This window comes from Aeromicrobium sp. Leaf350, from assembly GCF_916858655.1.
GTDB lineage: Bacteria > Actinomycetota > Actinomycetes > Propionibacteriales > Nocardioidaceae > Aeromicrobium.
Map to the genome: position 1 here is coordinate 1349276 of NZ_CAKASL010000001.1, position 17054 is coordinate 1366329.

Consider the following 17054-nt stretch of genomic DNA (forward strand, 5'->3'; position numbering starts at 1 on the left):
GTGCAGGCAACCGTGGACCGGTGCCCGGCTCGTGGGCCCGCACAGGAACGTCAGCGGGCTCGCGGACAGAACTTACCCTACAACTTTAGACAGTTGAAGTGAAGTCCGACATTAACATTGCCACCGAGTATCGCTACGAAGTCGAGCCCGCGGCGATGTGCTTGCGAAGGTAGGTCAGGTGCTCGACGATCGCCTTCTCGCCGGCATCCCCGTCCCCCTCAGCGATCGATCGCAGGATCGCCTGATGTTGCTTGACCGTCTTGCGACCGACCTCGGGAGAGAGGTCGAGGTAGTGGACTGGCTCTGTGGCGTGGTGAAGCGCCGCGACCAGCGCCGCCAGGACCCGGTTCCCCGACGCAATAGCAATCAACGTATGGAACTGACGATCTAGGTCGGCAACTTCGGGATCGTCGACCGAGGCTGTCTTCTGCCGCTCGACGATCTTGGTCAGCTCCGCGAGCTGTTCGTCGGAACGTTGGGCAGCGGCCAGCCTCACCGACGGCACCTCGAGCTGCTGACGCACGTCGGCGACCTCGTCGAACTCGATGTTGCCGAGTGCCATGAGGTTGTCGACAGCCCCGATCACCGCAGCACCGATCGATTGGTAGTCGACCGACTGCACGAAGTTCCCTCCCCTAGCTCCAGGCACCTTCGTGATGAGGTGCTGAGAAGTGAGGACACGCAGCGCCTCGCGCAGGGTCGTGCGGCTCACGTTGAACTGACGCGCGAGCTCAGCCTCCGGGGGCAGGAGCTCACCGCTTTTGAGCTCACCCGAGAGGATGGCTTCCCTGATCGTGTCCTCGACCTGTTGCCGAGGTCGCATGACCTTCTGACCGATGACTTTGGGCGCGCTCGCGTCGTCAGTGTTGATCGTCATACCACTCCATCCTCCAACCAGGGCTGTCTAAGGTCGGATGTCAAACATCAGCGTTATCGTCGGAGCCTAACATCGAAAATGCCGACCCCGGCGATCTCATAACCGGGGATCCCTGCTTCTCCAGCAAAGCCCAACTCAGAAGACGGTCTGCCCGCCATCGACAGTGACAACTTCGCCCGTCATGAAGTTCGACGCAGGTCCCGCGAGCAGCACAACCCACGGCGCCATCTCGTCGGGGCGACCCATCCTGCGGGCCGGGATGGTGCGCAGGATCCTGTCATTGAACTCTTCGTTAGCCATCGCCGCTGCGCTCATGTCCGTCTCCGTGTAACCCGGCGCCAGCGCGTTGACCTGGATGTCGTGACGGGCCCACTCAACTGCCAGCGACCGCGTAAACCCAACGACTCCTGCCTTCGATGCCGAGTACGCCGCATGCCACGGGTAACCCTTCAGCGCGTAGTTCGATGCGATGTTGATGACCTTGCCGCCGCCTCCGCGTGCGATGAAGTGCCGACCTGCCGCCCTGCATCCCAGGAACACACCTCGGAGGTTGGTATCGACGATTGAGTCCCATTCCTCGAGAGTCAGATCGACCAGCGGTCGCGTCAGGATCACACCAGAGTTGTTGACCATGATGTCGACCTGACCGAAGTGGTCCACCGACTCCGTGATCAAACCGTCGACCGACGCCTCGTCCGTGACGTCGGTCGGGCGTGCCCACGCTTCGATCCCCAGGGACCTGGCTTCGTCGACCACTGCGTCGAGATCTGCGCGCTTTCGGGAAGCCACGGCTACGCGGGCGCCTTCGGCGCCGAGGGCCAGCGCGAAGGCCTTGCCCAGTCCACGACCGCCGCCAGTTACGACGGCCACCTTGCCCTGCAGGCTGTCACTCATGGAAACCCGCCTCAGATTCGTTCGATGATGGTCACGTTGGCAAGCCCGCCGCCCTCGCACATGCTCTGCAGACCGAACCGGGCCTCGCGGCGCTCCATTTCGTTCAGCAGGTCGATCATGATCCGGGTCCCGGATGCTCCCAGCGGGTGGCCAAGCGCGATCGCGCCGCCATTGACATTCAGGCGTGCCGGGTCAGCACCCAGTTCGTCGAGCCACGCCAACGCAACTGAGGCGAAGGCCTCGTTGATCTCGAACAGATCGATGTCGTCGATCGACAGCCCGCAGGCTTCCAAGGCATGCCTCGTCGCCGAGATGGGTCCGGTCAGCATCAGGACCGGATCGTCGCCACGCACAGTCAGCTGGTGGATGCGAGCACGGGGCGTCAGGCCATGACGGTCCACAGCATCCTGCGAGGCGATGAGCATCGCCGAAGCGCCGTCTGAGATCTGGCTGGCGACCGCCGCGGTCAGGCGCCCATCGGGGCGCAGGAGCTTCAGGCTAGCCAACTTTTCCGCCGTACTGTCTCGGCGAGGGCCTTCATCCCTCGACACTTCAGCGACCGGGACAATCTGAGGATCGAACCGTCCGGAGTCGACCGCTTCGATGGCTCGACGGTGACTCTCGAGCGCGAATTCCTCCATTCGTTCGCGGGAGATGTCCCACTTCTCGGCGATGAGGTCGGCCGCACGGATCTGATTGATCTCTTCGTGGCCGTAGCGCTTCTCCCATCCCACCGACCCCGTGAAGGGGTCGGAGACGGTGTCGGTGCTCCAGCTGGCTGAGATCGGAACTCGGCTCATGGTTTGAACGCCGCCAGCGACGACGAGGTGCTGTGTTCCGCTCATGACAGCCTGGGCCGCGAAATGCACGGCCTGCTGAGACGACCCGCACTGGCGGTCGATCGTGACTCCGGGGACGCTCTCGGGAAGACCAGCAGTCAACCAGCTGGTCCGCGCGATGTTGCCTGCCTGCATACCGATCTGATCGAGGCAGCCGAAGATGACGTCATCCACCAGCGACGGATCGATCCCGACTCGATCCACGAGCGCGCTCAGCACGGTCGCGCCGAGATCTGCGGTGTGCACGTCTGCGAGTCCGCCGTTGCGGCGTCCGACCGGGGTCCGGACACCATCGACGAGATAGGCCTCTGCCATGAGTTGCTCCTGCGGTTGGTCGCGCGTAGCCCGCGCGGCGGTGGATGGGCTGGTGGTGCTCAGATGGAGATGCCACCGTCGACAGGCAGGACGACACCAGTGACGTAGCCGGACTCCGTGGCGGCGAGGAACCCGACAGTCGAGCAGACCTCGGCCGGCTCCGAGAAGCGACCCATCGGGATCGTGGCTGCCAACTCCGCTGCTCGGTCGGCGGGGATCGAGTCGATCATGCGGGTCCGAGCATTCGGGGAGATGGCGTTGACGGTCACTCCGAACCGGGCGAGCTCCTTGGCCGTGGTCTTGGTGAAGCCGATGATGCCGGCCTTCGCCGTCGCGTAGTTGGCTTGACCGATGTTGCCGTGAAGCCCGGTGTACGAGGTGACGTTGATGATCCGTCCGTACTGCTGAGTTCGGAAGTGCGGGACGCAGGCGCGTGTGAATCGGAAGGTTCCGCCTGCGTGGACATTCAGGACGGCATCCCAGTCCTCGTCCGACAGCTTCCAGACGACGGTGTCGCGCAGGATGCCGGCATTGTTGACGAGGACGTCGATGCGTCCGGTCTCCTCGATCACCTGCCGGATCACGGCGTCGACGTCCTCCGTCGAGGAGACGTCGGCGCGGACCCCACGACCGCCGGTGTCGGCGGCGGCCTTTGACAGCGCCTCATCGTCGAAGTCGATGAGGTAGGTCGTGGCTCCCGCGTCAACAAAGAACCTCGCCATCTCAAGGCCGATGCCTTGTGCGGCGCCGGTCACGACGACGGTCTGCCCGGTGAAGTTGAACGTCATGCTCATGAGTGAGGTCTTTCTCGTCGGAGTTTCGGAGCGGGTCGGCGCGGTCAGGCGTCAGCGACGACGGCGAGGGAGGTCCGTAGCTGAAGCTTGGAGATCTTCCCCGTGGCGGTCTTGGGCAGCGCTGGGACCACGGCGATGTCGTCCGGGATCCACCACTTCGCGACCTTTCCGTCGAGGAAGGTCCGCATCTCGGTGGCAGTCATGGTGTGGCCCGGTTCGAGGACGAGGCAGGCCAAGGGACGCTCTCCCCAGCGCTCGTCGTCCTGCGCGATGACCGCTGCCTCGGAGATCGCCGGGTGGCTGACCAGGAGGTTTTCCAGGTCGGCAGAGGAGATCCACTCTCCGCCTGACTTGATGAGGTCCTTGACCCTGTCGACGATCGTCACCGCGCCACGCGGGTCAAGCGTCGCGAGGTCACCCGTTCGAAGCCAGCCGTCGTCGGTGAAGCCCTCCGACGCCTCACGGTTCAGGTACTGACCGGCGACCGTCGCCCCGGAGACCTGGAGCTCCCCCGCGGTGTCGCCATCCCACGCCACCTCGTTCGTGCTGCCCGGCGGGTCGACGATCCTGAACTGCAGTAGCGGGAGGGACGACCCCGGGCGACTCATGAGGTCGATGCGGTCGGGTCCCATCCCTGGGGCATCGGCCTGCGCGACGTACGTCGCGGCCGGGCTCGTTTCGGTCATGCCCCAGCCGCTGCTGAGGTGGACCCCGATGGTGCTTTTGTAGTGCTCGGACAGGCTCGTCGGGACTTTGCCGCCCCCGCAGATGAGGCTGCGAACCGACGAGAGGTCTTTGCCCTGCAGGTGGGGGGCCACGGTGGTCCACACCGTGGTGACCGCTGCGCCGAGTGTGATCCGGTCGCGTTCCATCTGCTCGGCCAGGCGTTCGGGTGCCGTAACGGGACCCGGAAGCGACAACGTGCTGCCGCACATGACCGCCGCGTACGGGTAGCCCCATGCATTGACGTGGAACATCGGGACGATGGGGAAGAGCACGTCCTGGCGCCGAATCGCGTAGCCGTCGGCCACCTGCAGCAGGAGTGCATGCAAGACGGTGGATCGGTGGTCGTAAAGAACGCCCTTCGGCAGCCCGGTGGTGCCGGATGTGTAACAGAGCCCACTTGCAGTGCGCTCGTCCTTGACCAAGAACGAGTACTCGGAGCCGAGCGCCGAAGCGATGAGTTGGTCGTAGTCCAGGATGCGCGGGTCATGCGGGATCGGGTCTGCGGTTCCGTCGTTCACGACGACGACGTGCCGAATCACCGCGGATCGCTCGAGGACCGGCCACACTGTTGCGAGCATCGACCGCTCGACGAAGGCGATCTCATCGCCGGCATCACGAAGGATGAACTCGATCTGCTCCGCAAAGAGGCGGTGATTCACGGTGTGCAGGACTCGGCCGGAGCAGGGGACGGCCAGGTACAACTCGAAGTGTCGCTGCGTGTTCCACGCAAAGGTCGCTACCCGAGCATCCGCTGAGACTCCGAGATCGTCGAGTGCCCTCGCCAGAGCATGCACCCGCTCGAGTGTCTCGAGGAACGTCATGGAGACCGGGCCGGCGTCGTATGAGGTGATGACGCGCGAGTCGGCGTACTGCCGCTCCATCCCCGGAAGCAGCTGCGGCAGTGTGAGCGGGCGGTCCTGCATCAGTCCATGCATCGCGCACCTGTCCTCTCGAGGTGGTCGGGCCGAGTGCGGAAAGCCGCACTCGTTGTTGGAGTCGCGTCGGTCATCCCAGGACGACCTTGTCGTAGGCGTCGATCCCCGAAGCGACCTGCTGCAGGTGTTCGAGCGCGCCACCTAGCCTGGCCTCGATCGCCATAAGGCGGGCTGCGTACTGGCCGATCACGTACTCCTCGGTGACACCGATCCCGCCATGTAGATGGATGGACTCGTGCCCGATGACACGGGCCGATCGGCAGACCTGCAGCGCGGCGCGGGAGGCGATCACTGGGTCGTCGCCGCCGTCCTCCAGGACTGCGACGGCGTAGAGGCTCATGCTGCGTGCCATCTCAACGAGCACGTGAAGGTCAGCCAGACGATGGGCCAGCGCTTGGAAAGTGACCAACGCTGTGCCGAACTGCTTCCGGGACCCGAGGTAGTCGGTGGTGATCCGCAGCGCTTCCTCCATGCTGCCGATCGCCTCGGCACACAGGGCCACCTGTTCGAGGGTCTCCACGCGCCGGAGCGCTGCGTCGGGATCGCCGAGCTCGATAGGCGTCGCCGGCGTGTTCTCGAGCAACAGATGGGCGCCCCTGCGGCGATCGGGCGTCCGGAAGGATGTCCTCGAAAGACCCTGCGTTGATCCGTCCACCATGAAGAACGCAAGATCGTCTCCCACCCGCGCGGAGGCCAGGTAGAAGTCGGCGACGTCCCCATGCTTGACCAGACGCTTCGATCCAGTCAGTGTCCAACCGTCAGCCGTCTCGGTCGCCGAAGTCGCGACAGCACGGTGCGGCCAACGGTCACCCCGCTCCTCGTGAGCCATCGCTCCGAGAAGGTCGCCGCTGGCGATGCCCTCGAGGGTTCCTTGCCATTGCCGCGGATCCTTGCTCCGCAGCAGAAGGTCGGCGGGGATCACAGCGGAGTCGAGAATTGGCTCGGGAGCCAAGACACGGCCGAGTTCTGTCATCACGGTGGCGACCTCAACGATGCCTGCCCCGGCGCCTCCGAAATCCTCGGGGATGGCCAACCCGAGGACGCCGGTCTCAGCCAATGACCGCCAGACGTCGGACGTCCAGCCGCGATCTGCGATGGCCGTCTCGCGAAGGCGCTCGATGTCGTAGTTGCGTCGGTAGAGCTCGCGCACGGCGTCACGCAGTGCCGTCTGCTCCCGGCTCAGGTTGAAATCCATGATGTCTCGCTATCGTCGTGGTGCGCTCAGCGACCGGTCAGGGTCTTGGCGATGATCATTCGCTGGACCTCGGAGGAGCCCCCGTAGATGCCGACCTTGCGTTGCGCGAGGTACGAGCGGATCGACCGCTGCGCCCATCGCGGGATCTCGTCGGACGGACCGTCCACCGCGAGGGCAGTGGGACCCGCGATGTCGGCGATCAGTTCGGTTGTCTGCTCCTGCAGCTCGCTGCCCCGGAGTTTCAAGATCGAGGCGATGGCGGCCTGATCGACGTCGCCCGACGTCGCCCGGAAGAGAGTCACCTCGAGCGCCGCGAGCTCGTTCTCCATCTCGGCGATCCGCGCGCGAAGCATCGGGTCATCAAGCAGCGTGCCCTGGCCTGCCGGGGTCTCGGCGGCTAGCCGCTTCGCCAGGGCGAGTCGGTTCTTGGACACGCCGACCCGGGCAACCCTGGTCCGTTCGTTCCCGAGCAGAAACTTGGCGTAGGTCCACCCGCGGTCCTGTTCACCGACGAGGTTCTCAACTGGAACTCGCACGTCGGAGAGAAAGACCTCGTTGACCTCGACGCTGCCGTCGAGCAAGGTGATCGGTCGAACGTTGATCCCCGGGCTCCGCATGTCAATGAGGAGGAAACTGATTCCCTCCTGACGCTTCGGGGCATCTGGGTTGGTCCGAACCAGGGCGAACATCCAGTCGGCATGCTGCGCCAGGGTCGTCCAGGTTTTCTGACCGTTCACGATGAACTCGTCACCGTCCCGCACGGCACTGGTCCGGAGCGAGGCGAGGTCCGAGCCGGCGTCCGGCTCTGAGAAACCTTGGCACCACCAGATGTCGAGGTTGGCCGTGCCGGGCAGGAACCGCGCCTTCTGCTCGTCAGTGCCGAACTCGCACAGCACCGGGCCGATCATGTCAACGTTGAACGTGAGGGGCTCCGGGACGTGCGCCAAGTGCATCTCGTCGAGGAAGACGTGCTCTTGCACCGGCGACCACTCGCGACCGCCCCAGGCAGCGGGCCAGCTCGGGACCGCGTAGCCGTGGGCGTTCAAGATTCGCTGCACGTCCGCGATGTCGTCCGGCTCGCGCGTTTCACCCGAGGCCGCCCGCTCGCGGATGTCCTTCGGGATTTGGGTGTTGAAGAACTCGCGAACCTGCTGGCGGAACGACGCCTCGTCGTTCGAAAGCCTCATGCGCATGTCGTCTCCGTCCTCGCGTCCAGCCGGACCAGCGGCACGCCCTCTGCGGCCGTCGAACTCAGTCGAATGTGAACATATCGTAGAAGGTTGGACATTTACAATCGGATGGGTGTCCCCAGCGATTCCCGGGCGGGCGAAGCGCCCGCCCCAGCCGGTTAGTACGTGGCGCGCCCGCCGCTCGCGTCGAACACCGAGCCCGTCGTGAACGTGAGGCGGTCCGAGCCGACGAAGGCGATGAGCTGTCCCAGTTCGTCGGGGTGCGCCTGCCGTCCCATCGGAATGAGCGCGGTGAGCTGCTGGTTCCGCTCCTCGGAGACTCCGCTTCGCGTGCTGATCCCGGTCGTGACCATGCCGGGGGTAACGGCATTGGCCAGCACGTCCTTGCGTGCCAACTCCTTGCCCAGAGACTTGGTCAGTCCAATGAGGCCTGCCTTCGCCGCGGAGTAGGCCCCTCCTCCCGCGTTGCCCTCCTTGCCAGCGACGCTCGCGACGTTCACGATGCGGCCGTATCCCGCCTCGATCATGCCCGGAACGGCTTCCACGATGCAGTGGTAGGCACCCATGACGTGGATCTCGAACATACGGCGCATGAAGTCGGGCGGCGTTTCCCACACCGGCCGGTTCGGTCCCGCGACGCCGGCATTGTTGACGAGAACGTCGACGCGTCCGAAGGTCGTTCGCACCTCGTCGAAGGCGGCCTTCACGCTGGGTTGGTCGGCGACGTCTGCGTGGAGCGCGAGCGCTCGGATGCCACGTGCCGAGAGATCCTTCACTGCGCGATCCGCCGCGTCCTTGTCCAAGTCGAGAATCGCGATGGACGCACCACCGTCGCCCATGATCTGAGCCGAGGCGAAACCGATTCCCTGTGCACCGCCCGTCAGGACGGCGACACGACCGGTGAAGTCGGGACCCCGGTGCCGGTCATCGGTCTGGTCAGTCATGATCTCGTCCTTCGTGTCGCGGGTGTTGGTGTTCACCTTGTCGTACCTTCCGTGGGTGGTGATCGATCAGCGATGAGCTGTTGCGCTCATGACGCTGGGGTGGGCGCGGCGAGGAGTTCGCGCGCACTGTTCCAGCGCTCTGCGGATTCGGTCCCTCGACCGGTGTCGGTGGGCAGGTGGCAGCGGGTGACCGCTCCCGAGGCAACCTCTACCGCTGGCGGAGTCTCGGTACGGCAGACCTCCATGACGAAGGGACACCGCGTCGCGAAAGCACATCCGGCCGGAGGGTTCCACGGGTCAGGCGGATCCGCGCGGACGTGGAGGCGACGACGCAACTCTGCGGATCGCTCCCCTCCTCGCGACCCGACCTGGGGTACCGACGCCAGGAGGGAGGCCGTGTAGGGGTGTTGCGGGTTCCGGACGACTTCATCGGCGGGCCCAACTTCGACGATCCGGCCGAGGTACATCACAGCGATCCTGTCGCTCATGCGCTGGACGACGGCGAGGTCGTGGCCGATGAAGAGGTAGGCCAACTGGCGGTCCCGGCGCAATCCCTGGAGCAGCGCGAGCACCTGCGCCCGGGTCGATACGTCAAGCGCGCTCACGGCCTCGTCCAGGATGATCAGGTCCGGGTCTGTCATCAGGGCGCGGGCTATCGCGATTCGCTGGCGCTGGCCTCCGGAGAACTCGTGGGGGTACTTGGTGAGGTCGGCCGCTCGAAGCCCGACCGCGGTGAGCATGTCGGCCGCACGTTCCGTGGCCGACGGCCCTCGTTCGAGACCGTGGACCGTCAGCGACTCGGTCAAGGTTGACCCGATGGACATCGAGGGATCGAGCGACGAGTACGGGTCTTGGAACACCATCTGGAATCGGCGCCTGAGTGCGCGCAGGTCCTTGCCCTTGGCGCGAAGGACGCTGTTCCCGTCGATGTCGATGGACCCGGAGGCAACGGGATTGAGTCCGGTGATGGCTCGCGCGACGGTTGACTTGCCGGAGCCCGATTCGCCAACGAGTCCGACCGCTTCGCCTGGCGCAATCTGCAGGTCGACCTCGTTCACGGCGTGCAGGACTTGGCGGGGACGCCCCAGTGCCCGCTGACGTACGAACTCCACCGTGACTCGCTCGAGATTCAGGATTGGATTCATCGTGCACCCTCCAGGACCAGTTCGTCGGCTCGCAGGCAACGGTGGGTTCGGCCGGCGCTGCGGCGCAGAGCCACCGGACCCTCCGTGCATGCGTCGGTTGCGAAGTCGCAGCGGTCCGCGAAACGACAGCCTGGGAACTCGCGGTCGACGCTCGGCACGCTTCCGGGGATGCCGGCGAACTCCCGAGTGGAATCGAGCGCGAGGATCGACGACAGGAGGCCGCTGGTGTAAGGGTGCTGCGGGGCGTTGAACACGTCAGCTGTGGGGGCCAGCTCCACCAGCTCCCCGGCGTACATCACGCCGACTCGATCGGCGACTTCTGAGACCACGGCGAGGTCGTGGGTGATGAGAAGGACGCTCATGTCCGATTCGGCTTGCAGTTCGGCGATGAGGTCGAGGATCAAAGCCTGGACTGTCACGTCGAGCGCTGTTGTCGGCTCGTCCGCGATGAGCAGCTCGGGTTCGCACGCGAGGGCCATGGCGATCATGGCTCGCTGGCGCATCCCGCCGGAGAAGTGGTGGGGGTAGCGCTCGGCGTTCCTGGCAGCCGTGGGGATGCCGACTCTCGAGAGCAGACTGACGGCACGGTCCCATGCGTCTCGCCGTGTGGCGCCGCGGTGCCGCCGGACGCTCTCGGCGATTTGCTCACCGATTGTGTAGGCCGGGTTGAGGCTGGTCATCGGCTCTTGGAAGATCATTCCGACCCGTGAGCCTCGGACCTGGTCGAGTTGTTTCGATGTCGCCCCGAGCAGGTCTGTCTTGCCCAGCCGTACGTGACCGCCACTGATGCGGGTACTGCGACGCGGCAGGAGTCCGAGGATGCTCATGGCCGAGACGCTCTTGCCCGATCCCGACTCTCCGACAAGGCCGAAGACCTCGTTCCGTCCGATGGTCAACGACAGGTCCCGCACGGCCGGCGACCACCCCGAGCCCGTGCGGAACTCGACCGTCAGATGACTGATGTCGAGTACGTGCTGGCCGGGCAGATCGATGCTCATGACTTCCGCTCCCGTCCGATGGAGTCACGGATGCCGTCGCCCAAGAGGTTGAAGGACAGCACCAGCAGGGAAATGAGCACACCAGCGGCGATCACCGGGACAGGGTGCTGCGACATCTGCGGAACCGATCGCCCGAGGACCGCTCCCCAGCTGGACTGCGGGGGTTGGACGCCCAGCCCGAGGAAGCTGAGCGAACCTTCCGCGAGGACAGCCGTCGCCATCGTCAACGAGACCTGGACGAGCAACGGCGACAAGGCGTTGGGGAGAAGGTGGCGCATCAGGATCCGGAGCGGGCTGCACCCGACGGTCTTGGCAGCGGCGATGTAGGTCTCGTTCAGCACTGCCAACCCGGCCGCCCTGGCCACCCTGAAGAGTCGCGGACCGTAGACGACGCCGATCGCGATCATCGCGTTCGTGAGGCCGGGCCCGGTGATGCCGATGATGACCACGGCAAGCAGGAGGGCCGGGAAAGTCATGATGGCGTCTGCGACTCGTGACAGGCACGCGTCGACCCAGCCGCCCGCGAACGCTGCAACGAGACCTGCCGGCACCCCGAGGACTACGGAGAACCCTGTCGCCTGCACGGCAGCCAGCAGTGTTGTCCGGCCGCCGTACAGCAGGCGGCTCAGTACGTCGCGGCCAACATCGTCGGTCCCCAGCGGGTGCCTCGCACTCGGGCCCTGGAGGGTGTCAGCCAGGACCCCCCGGTCGAAGGGGTACGGGGTGAGGAGCGGCGCGAGGATGCAGACGATCGTGATGACGACGACGAACACCAGGGCCGCAACGGCCAAGGGTTGCCGCCGGAAGCGGTCGATGCCACCGCCGCGGGTCATCTTCGGACGCGGTCCCTTACCGCGACCTTGGGACGCGGTGACGATCACGGATCGACTCCTGTTCATGCGCGCACCTTCGGGTTCAGCCATCCGTACGACAGGTCGATCAGGACGTTGACCAGGAGCACGATCATGGCGATGAAGATCCCGATGCCCAGGACCATCGGAATGTCGCGGGTGAAGACCGACTGCACCAGCAGTTGGCCGATGCCCGGAATGCTGAAGATCTGCTCGACGATCACGGTTCCGCCTAGCAGGCGCGCGATCTGGTTTCCGAAGACGGTGACGACAGGCATCGCCGCGTTGCGGCTCGCGTGCTTCAAGATCACCCGTGTACTGCCGAGTCCCTTGGCCCTCGCCGTTCGGACGTAGTCAAGCTCCAGCACGTCGGACACCGACGCCCGGATGTGTCGGGTGAGCTCTGCGGCGACGGTAGTGCCGAGGGTCAGCGCAGGTAGCACCAAGAGGTAGGCCCACTGAATCGGATCGTCGAACAGCGGCACGTAGCCAGTGGCATCGAACATTCCTAGTTGCAACGCCAGGACCAACACCAGGACGAGACCGACGAAGAAGTCCGGGAGTGCCACACCCAACGACGCGAGCAGGACGCCGATCCTGTCCCAGATCGTTCCGCGGTGGACCGCGGTGCCGACCCCCAGCGGGATGGAGATCAGCAGCGCCACGAGGAGCGATGCGACAACGAGGCTCAGCGTTGCCGGCAGGCGATCGGTGATCGCGTCGAGGACCGGCCGGCCCCCATCGAACGACGTCCCGAAGTCCAGCCGGACGAGTCCAGTCATGTACTCCCAGAACTGGACGATCAAGGGGCGATCGAGCCCGAGCTCGGTCCGCGTCGCCGCAATTGTCGCCTGGTCTGCGTCGGGTCCGGCTGCTGCCACGGCGGGGTCACCTGGGGTGATGTGGATCAGGAGGAATCCGATGACCGTGACCAGTACCAGGGTGATCAGCAGGATCCCGAGCCGTCGCGCAGCGAAGGTCAGCATTGGCCGCCCCCGCTCAGCTGCATCCGACGCCGACGGTCACGTCGCGCCAGTCGTTGGCGCTCGAGGCAAGGTACGGATTGAGCCCGGAGACGCACCCCTTCTTGTAGGCCCAGATGATGGGGCGATCGATGATGGGGACGGTAGCGGCGCTCTCGATGGTGATGCGGTTAGCCTCTTCGATCGCCTCTGCGCGAGCCGGGTCGTCGACGCTGAATCCCGACACGGCCTCGAGCGCCTCCGCCAAGTCTTCGCTGACGACCCCGCCCGGCGTGTAGGAGCCGTCCGGCCCGACGACGATCTCGAGCGTCTGGAGCGGATCGGCACGGCCGCCCCAACGCACCATCCAGATGTCGCCACCGCTGCCGTCCTGGAAGGCCGGGAGGCTCTGACTGATGTCCATCGTCTTGACGTCGAGGGTGATGCCGACGTCCTTCAGCTGCTGACTGACCACGTCGTACATCTGTGTGTAGTCGGAGAGGTTGAGGAGCAGGAACCCTAGCGTCAGACCATCGGGATAGCCCGCCTCTTCGAGGAGTGCGCGGGCCTTGTCCGGATCGAAGGGGTAGTCCTCCTCGGCGCCGTCGATGTGCCCCGGCTGCCCCTTCGGGATGAGCTGCACGGTTGGTTCGGTGGTACCGAAGCCCAGGGCCTCAGCGATCGACTCACGATCGATGGCGTACATCAATGCTTGCCGGACCAGCGGCTCCTCGAGGGCGCCCGACGTGTTCAGGTACATCGTCCACCGACTGCCGGACGGATTGATCTTGACCTCAAGTCCCGCGCCCTCGGCGGTGGCGATCTGCTGAGGCGTTACGCTGGCGACCGTTGCCTCGCCCGAGCGGACGGCGTTCAGACGGGTCGTCTCGTCGGTCACGTACTTCATCACCAGTCGCTTGGGCCGATCCTCGACCCCATCCCAGTAGTCGTCGTAACGCACCATCGTCGTCGACTCGTTCGGTGTGAACTCCTCGAGCACGAAGGGACCGGTCCCGACGGGGTCCATCTCAAGCCCGCGACCTCCGAGCGCAGCAGGGCTGATCATCATGCCGATCTGTGTGCCGAGTGCGTAGATGAAGCCGCCGTCCGGTGCGGTGAGAGTGATGACGACCTCGGTCGGTGAGGTTGCCTCGACCGAAGCAATCTGTGCCGCGGCGGCACGGAAGGTCGAGCCGACGTCGGCGTCCAAGGTCTTCGCGGTCTCGAGGTTCTCCTTCACTGCCGTGGCGTCGAAGGCTGTGCCGTCATGGAAGGTGACTCCTTCGCGCAGCGTGAGCGTCACGACGGTCAAGTCGTCGGAGTACGACCATTCCGTCGCGAGTTGCGGGACAGGTGCGCCCTCCTCATCGAACCCGATCAGGCGGTCGAACACGGCATAGAGCGGTGACTGGCTCGGACCTGAGTCGTTCTTCGCGGTTCGCGGATCCATGGTGCCGTTGGGCTGTGGATTGACTTCGAGCACGGTGATGGTGCCGTCGGGGTCCGGAGTGGAGTCGGAGCTCCCGCCCCCTCCACCGCACGCCGCGACCGTCGCGATACAGAGAAACGTCAGGGCCGTGAGCAGTCTCGAGCGCATGCCAACTCCTTGGGTCTACCGGGCGAGCGCCGCGGCACGGTGTGACCCTAGTCATACATGTCGGAGTCCGACAAGTCCTGACCAGTTTTTTTCAACTTTTTGTTTATTTGTTACTGTTGGACTTTTACATCATCATTCGATCCACGATGCTGAACCCACACGCCCCACCGACCGAAGGACCTGACGATGACCGTGAGCTTGCCCACTGAGATGCGCTGTGTCGTCGCCCCCGATCCCGGCGGCCCCGAGGCTGCTGTGATCGTGCGTCGACCTGTTCCGCGTCCGGGTGCCGGCGAAGTGCTGGTGCGAGTCCTCGCAAGCTCGGTCAGCCGTCCGGACACGATCCAGCGTCAGGGCCTCTACCCCCCGCCGCCGGGCGCCCCCGACGTTCTGGGCCTGGAGCTCGCCGGCGAGGTCGCCGAGGTCGGGGACGGCGTCGACGGCTGGAGCGTCGGTGACCGCGTATGCGCTCTGACGATCGGCGGCAACGCCGACTATGGGGTTGTGCCCGCCGAGCACCTGCTCCCGGTCCCCAAGGGGCTCACGATGATCGAGGCCGCGAGCCTGCCCGAGAACCTGTGCACCGCCTGGGACGCCATCGTGCGCCGAGGTCCGGTCCGCGACGGCGAGACCGTGCTCGTGCACGGCGGGTCCAGTGGACTCGGATCGATGGCGATCCAACTCACCCGTGCGCTCGGGGCGACCGTCGCCGCGACCGCGGGCAACGAGGCGAAGGTGGAGTTTTGCCGCCAGCTCGGCGCCGACCTGGCCATCAACTACCGCGAGGAAGATTTCCTCCCGGCGGTCAAGGCATGGACCGACGACCGCGGAGTCGACTTCATCGTCGACCTCGTGGGAGTCGACTACATGCAACGGAACCTCCAGGCGCTCGCTCTGGACGGCCGCCTCTCGGTTCTCGCGACGCTGTCATCGGAATCGATCGCCCCAGTCGACCTTCGCGTGATGCTGCGTCGGCGGCTCACGATCAAGGCTGCGACCCTCAAGGCTCGATCGGTCGACGAGAAGGCGGAGGTCATCCGCGGTCTTCGGTCCGACGTGTGGCCCATGCTCGAGTCCGGCGCGGTCAAGCCAGCACTCGACAGCACCTACCCATTGGAGCAGGTCGCCGCAGCCCACGCTCGCCTCGAATCGAGCCAGCACATGGGCAAGATCGTCCTCGACCTCACCGCGTCCTCTTAAGGTGTGGGTGCCCTCGTGCGCGTCTTTGACGGTCTCAGCGAGCTGACCTCCGCGGTCGGCACCGAAATCGGCGTCAGTGACTGGTTGTCAGTGACTCAAGACAGGATCAACCAGTTCGCTGAGGCAACCGGCGACCATCAGTGGATCCACACCGACCCGGTCCGCGCCGCGACCGGTCCCTTCGGGTCGACCATCGCCCACGGCTTCCTGACACTGTCGCTCGTCCCGGTTCTCGCCCAGCAGATCTATCGGGTCGATGGCGTCAGCGTCGCGGTGAACTACGGCACGAACAAGGTCAGGTTCCCGCAGCCGGTGCCCGTCGACGCGCGTCTACGCGCCCGCGCTGAACTGACGGACTCACGCTCGGTCAAACTCGGGACCCTGGTGACCGTGCGGTTTACCATCGAACTCGAGGGCTCGGCCAAACCGGCCTGCATCGTCGAGGCCCTGACTGTCTACGCAACGTAGCGACGACGGGAGGTGCCAAAACGTGGACGACTCTAGATCGGATCCACCAGGGTGGCCCTCGGAGTCGGAGATCATCGCCTTCTTCGATGGCCAGCTGCTTCAAGGCACGAGTCTGGACCGGCTGGTCGAACAGGCGGCGGCGCTCGTAGGCAGTGCTGTCGGTCGACGTCGCACCGATGGTCGTGGGGCGGCGCGGGACCCACGCGGCGGAACGCTATCGGTGGTCGCACCAGAAGGTGCAACGACCAACTCTGTCGCCACCGGCGGGCTCGTGTGGGTGGACTCCCCCACCGGGTCGCTCGCCGCGCACTTCCTTGATCGACTGGCGCTGACCGTGACGGTCGTGGAGCGATGGGGCATCTCCGGTGCCAGCGCCATCTCGCCCCCGATTGAGCTCCTCCTAGACCCCTCTTCGAGCGAGATCGCCCAGGGATGGGCTCGTAAACAACTCGGCCTGACCAACGGCGCGCTGGTACGGGTCGCGATCTGCAGTGGCCAAGCCGATCGAGTGGACGGCTTCGTCGCCATGCTGGGGGACGTCGAACGCGTCATCTCACGCACCACCCGCCGCGACAAGACGGTGGTGCTCCTCGCGGCTGCCGACACCGGACCGGTCGCCATCCCTGGAGTCCCGACCGGGGTGCGAGCCGCGCATGGGCGCGTCGTGGAAGCGGAACATGCTCCAACGGCCTACCTCACCGCGCGCGACGCCTACCGGTTCGCTCGGCCCTCGCCCCATGACCGGGGTCCGTACCAACCGGTCGCAGGAGTGTGGCTCGACGGCGGCCGACTGTCTGGTTTGGCGGCCTTGTGCCGGCTCGATCGCACGGACATCGAGATTGTCCCGGACGTGAAGGCTCTCGGCAGGCTGGCTGAGCAGCACGGGGAGCATGTCCTCCAGATGCTGGAGGCCTACGCGACGACGGACTCGCTCCGCAAGGCCGCGGCCCAGATCCATGTTCACCACAACTCGGTGACGTATTGGGTGCAGAAGGCCGAGAGCGAGCTTGGGTACTCCTTGACCGAGCCCTACCGTCGCGCACAGCTCTTCATTTGCCTGTGCCTGTACCGCCTGTGGAAGGACGACGGCGGGGAGTAACCGTCCCGCTCCCGCGAGCCGTACG

16 protein-coding genes are annotated in these 17054 nt (G+C 65.5%); 3 read left to right on the top strand and 13 right to left on the bottom strand.

What is annotated here, in order from left to right:
* Positions 1-133 precede the first annotated feature (133 nt).
* The 13 genes from LO931_RS06795 to LO931_RS06855 form a co-directional block, all read right to left on the bottom strand.
* The gene (locus LO931_RS06795; RefSeq protein WP_229052526.1) at positions 134-877 is read right to left on the bottom strand and encodes a FadR/GntR family transcriptional regulator; all 744 of its coding nucleotides are present in this window, start codon (positions 875-877) and stop codon (positions 134-136) included.
* Positions 878-1012: 135 nt separating this feature from the next.
* Positions 1013-1771, bottom strand: coding sequence for an SDR family NAD(P)-dependent oxidoreductase (locus LO931_RS06800; RefSeq protein ID WP_229052527.1), 759 nt, complete (start codon positions 1769-1771; stop codon positions 1013-1015).
* 11 nt (positions 1772-1782) lie between these two features.
* Positions 1783-2925, bottom strand: coding sequence for an acetyl-CoA C-acetyltransferase (locus tag LO931_RS06805; RefSeq protein ID WP_229052528.1), 1143 nt, complete (start codon positions 2923-2925; stop codon positions 1783-1785).
* Between the two features lie 59 nt (positions 2926-2984).
* A complete protein-coding gene (locus LO931_RS06810; protein WP_229052529.1) occupies positions 2985-3719 on the bottom strand; it encodes an SDR family NAD(P)-dependent oxidoreductase in 735 nt (244 codons plus the stop codon).
* A gap of 44 nt (positions 3720-3763) precedes the next feature.
* Positions 3764-5368, bottom strand: a complete 1605-nt coding sequence (locus LO931_RS06815) for a long-chain-fatty-acid--CoA ligase (RefSeq protein WP_229052530.1) — start codon at positions 5366-5368, stop codon at positions 3764-3766.
* A gap of 82 nt (positions 5369-5450) precedes the next feature.
* Positions 5451-6575, bottom strand: a complete 1125-nt coding sequence (locus LO931_RS06820) for an acyl-CoA dehydrogenase family protein (RefSeq protein ID WP_229052531.1) — start codon at positions 6573-6575, stop codon at positions 5451-5453.
* 26 nt (positions 6576-6601) lie between these two features.
* Positions 6602-7762 (bottom strand): acyl-CoA dehydrogenase family protein, encoded by a 1161-nt coding sequence (locus LO931_RS06825; protein ID WP_229052532.1) that lies wholly within the window; start codon positions 7760-7762, stop codon positions 6602-6604.
* Between the two features lie 161 nt (positions 7763-7923).
* Positions 7924-8745 carry an SDR family NAD(P)-dependent oxidoreductase gene (locus LO931_RS06830; protein WP_229052533.1) on the bottom strand — a complete coding sequence of 274 codons (822 nt, stop codon included), beginning with the start codon at positions 8743-8745 and terminating at the stop codon, positions 7924-7926.
* A gap of 50 nt (positions 8746-8795) precedes the next feature.
* Positions 8796-9854 (bottom strand): ABC transporter ATP-binding protein, encoded by a 1059-nt coding sequence (locus tag LO931_RS06835; protein ID WP_229052534.1) that lies wholly within the window; start codon positions 9852-9854, stop codon positions 8796-8798.
* Positions 9851-10852 carry an ABC transporter ATP-binding protein gene (locus LO931_RS06840; protein WP_229052535.1) on the bottom strand — a complete coding sequence of 334 codons (1002 nt, stop codon included), beginning with the start codon at positions 10850-10852 and terminating at the stop codon, positions 9851-9853. The genes LO931_RS06835 and LO931_RS06840 overlap by 4 nt, the downstream gene beginning before the upstream one ends.
* The gene (locus LO931_RS06845; protein ID WP_229052536.1) at positions 10849-11733 is read right to left on the bottom strand and encodes an ABC transporter permease; all 885 of its coding nucleotides are present in this window, start codon (positions 11731-11733) and stop codon (positions 10849-10851) included. Before LO931_RS06845 ends, LO931_RS06840 begins: the two co-directional genes overlap by 4 nt.
* A gap of 14 nt (positions 11734-11747) precedes the next feature.
* The gene (locus LO931_RS06850) at positions 11748-12689 is read right to left on the bottom strand and encodes an ABC transporter permease (RefSeq protein WP_229052537.1); all 942 of its coding nucleotides are present in this window, start codon (positions 12687-12689) and stop codon (positions 11748-11750) included.
* A 13-nt stretch (positions 12690-12702) separates the two neighbouring features.
* Positions 12703-14262, bottom strand: a complete 1560-nt coding sequence (locus LO931_RS06855; protein WP_229052538.1) for an ABC transporter substrate-binding protein — start codon at positions 14260-14262, stop codon at positions 12703-12705.
* Positions 14263-14454: 192 nt separating this feature from the next.
* On the opposite strand from LO931_RS06855, the gene LO931_RS06860 reads away from it, so the two are divergent.
* From LO931_RS06860 to LO931_RS06870, 3 genes are read left to right on the top strand one after another with little or no spacing between them, the layout of a single operon-like run.
* Positions 14455-15462: an NAD(P)H-quinone oxidoreductase gene (locus tag LO931_RS06860; protein ID WP_229052539.1), complete on the top strand. Its 1008-nt coding sequence runs from the start codon at positions 14455-14457 to the stop codon at positions 15460-15462.
* Between the two features lie 15 nt (positions 15463-15477).
* Positions 15478-15930 (top strand): MaoC family dehydratase, encoded by a 453-nt coding sequence (locus LO931_RS06865; protein WP_229052540.1) that lies wholly within the window; start codon positions 15478-15480, stop codon positions 15928-15930.
* 22 nt (positions 15931-15952) lie between these two features.
* Positions 15953-17029 (top strand): helix-turn-helix domain-containing protein, encoded by a 1077-nt coding sequence (locus tag LO931_RS06870; RefSeq protein ID WP_229052541.1) that lies wholly within the window; start codon positions 15953-15955, stop codon positions 17027-17029.
* The last annotated feature ends 25 nt before the right edge of the window (positions 17030-17054 follow it).

Bases quoted from the DNA above. Each gene is read 5' to 3' on its own strand.
- LO931_RS06795 (WP_229052526.1), bottom strand. From the start codon at position 877: ATGACGATCAACACTGACGACGCGAGCGCGCCCAAAGTCATCGGTCAG.
- LO931_RS06800 (WP_229052527.1), bottom strand. From the start codon at position 1,771: ATGAGTGACAGCCTGCAGGGCAAGGTGGCCGTCGTAACTGGCGGCGGT.
- LO931_RS06805 (WP_229052528.1), bottom strand. From the start codon at position 2,925: ATGGCAGAGGCCTATCTCGTCGATGGTGTCCGGACCCCGGTCGGACGC.
- LO931_RS06810 (WP_229052529.1), bottom strand. From the start codon at position 3,719: ATGAGCATGACGTTCAACTTCACCGGGCAGACCGTCGTCGTGACCGGC.
- LO931_RS06815 (WP_229052530.1), bottom strand. From the start codon at position 5,368: ATGCAGGACCGCCCGCTCACACTGCCGCAGCTGCTTCCGGGGATGGAG.
- LO931_RS06820 (WP_229052531.1), bottom strand. From the start codon at position 6,575: ATGGATTTCAACCTGAGCCGGGAGCAGACGGCACTGCGTGACGCCGTG.
- LO931_RS06825 (WP_229052532.1), bottom strand. From the start codon at position 7,762: ATGAGGCTTTCGAACGACGAGGCGTCGTTCCGCCAGCAGGTTCGCGAG.
- LO931_RS06835 (WP_229052534.1), bottom strand. From the start codon at position 9,854: ATGAATCCAATCCTGAATCTCGAGCGAGTCACGGTGGAGTTCGTACGT.
- LO931_RS06840 (WP_229052535.1), bottom strand. From the start codon at position 10,852: ATGAGCATCGATCTGCCCGGCCAGCACGTACTCGACATCAGTCATCTG.
- LO931_RS06850 (WP_229052537.1), bottom strand. From the start codon at position 12,689: ATGCTGACCTTCGCTGCGCGACGGCTCGGGATCCTGCTGATCACCCTG.
- LO931_RS06855 (WP_229052538.1), bottom strand. From the start codon at position 14,262: ATGCGCTCGAGACTGCTCACGGCCCTGACGTTTCTCTGTATCGCGACG.